At 62.5% G+C, this 520-nt stretch carries 1 protein-coding gene and 1 pseudogene; both read left to right on the forward strand.

Annotated elements, in window-relative coordinates; genetic code table 11:
* Window positions 1-228 (forward strand): annotated as a pseudogene (locus J5M56_RS24275) (folate-binding protein); the annotation flags it as partial.
* A 34-nt stretch (window positions 229-262) separates the two neighbouring features.
* On the forward strand, window positions 263-520 hold a 258-nt coding region (locus tag J5M56_RS24280; protein WP_207937979.1), incomplete at its 3' end, for an HDOD domain-containing protein.

Raw genomic sequence — 520 nt, forward strand, 5'->3', positions numbered from 1 at the left:
GCCGAGTTGCCGGAGCCCGGCACTCAACTGTTCGCCCCCAGCCACAACAGCTCGATCGGCGAAGTGGTGCTGGCGGCCAATGCCGAGGGAAACATTGAACTCCTGGCCGTGTTGCAGGCCGAAGCTGCCGAAGCCGGTGATTTGCGTCTGGGCGCCCTCGAAGGCCCCGCGTTGCACGTGCTCGACCTGCCTTACGAACTGGATCGCGACCGCGAAATCCAGCGTTGATCGCAGCATTGTTGCAACACCCTAGAGAGTCCAAATGAGCGAACTGGCGGAAAAGGTCCAACAGGATTTGGTGGCGGCCATCGATAACGATGACCTGGTTCTGCCAACGTTGCCGGAAGTGGCCCTGCAGATTCGCAAGGCCGCCGAGGATCCGGAAATCAGCGTCGGCGACCTGAGCAAAGTCATCGGCCGCGACACCGCGCTGTCGGCGCGCCTGATCAAAGTGGTCAACAGTCCGCTGCTGCGCGCCGCGCAGGAAGTCACCGACCTGCACACCGCCATCACCCGTTTG

This window comes from Pseudomonas sp. 51_B, from assembly GCF_017491595.1.
Lineage (GTDB): Bacteria > Pseudomonadota > Gammaproteobacteria > Pseudomonadales > Pseudomonadaceae > Aquipseudomonas > Aquipseudomonas promysalinigenes.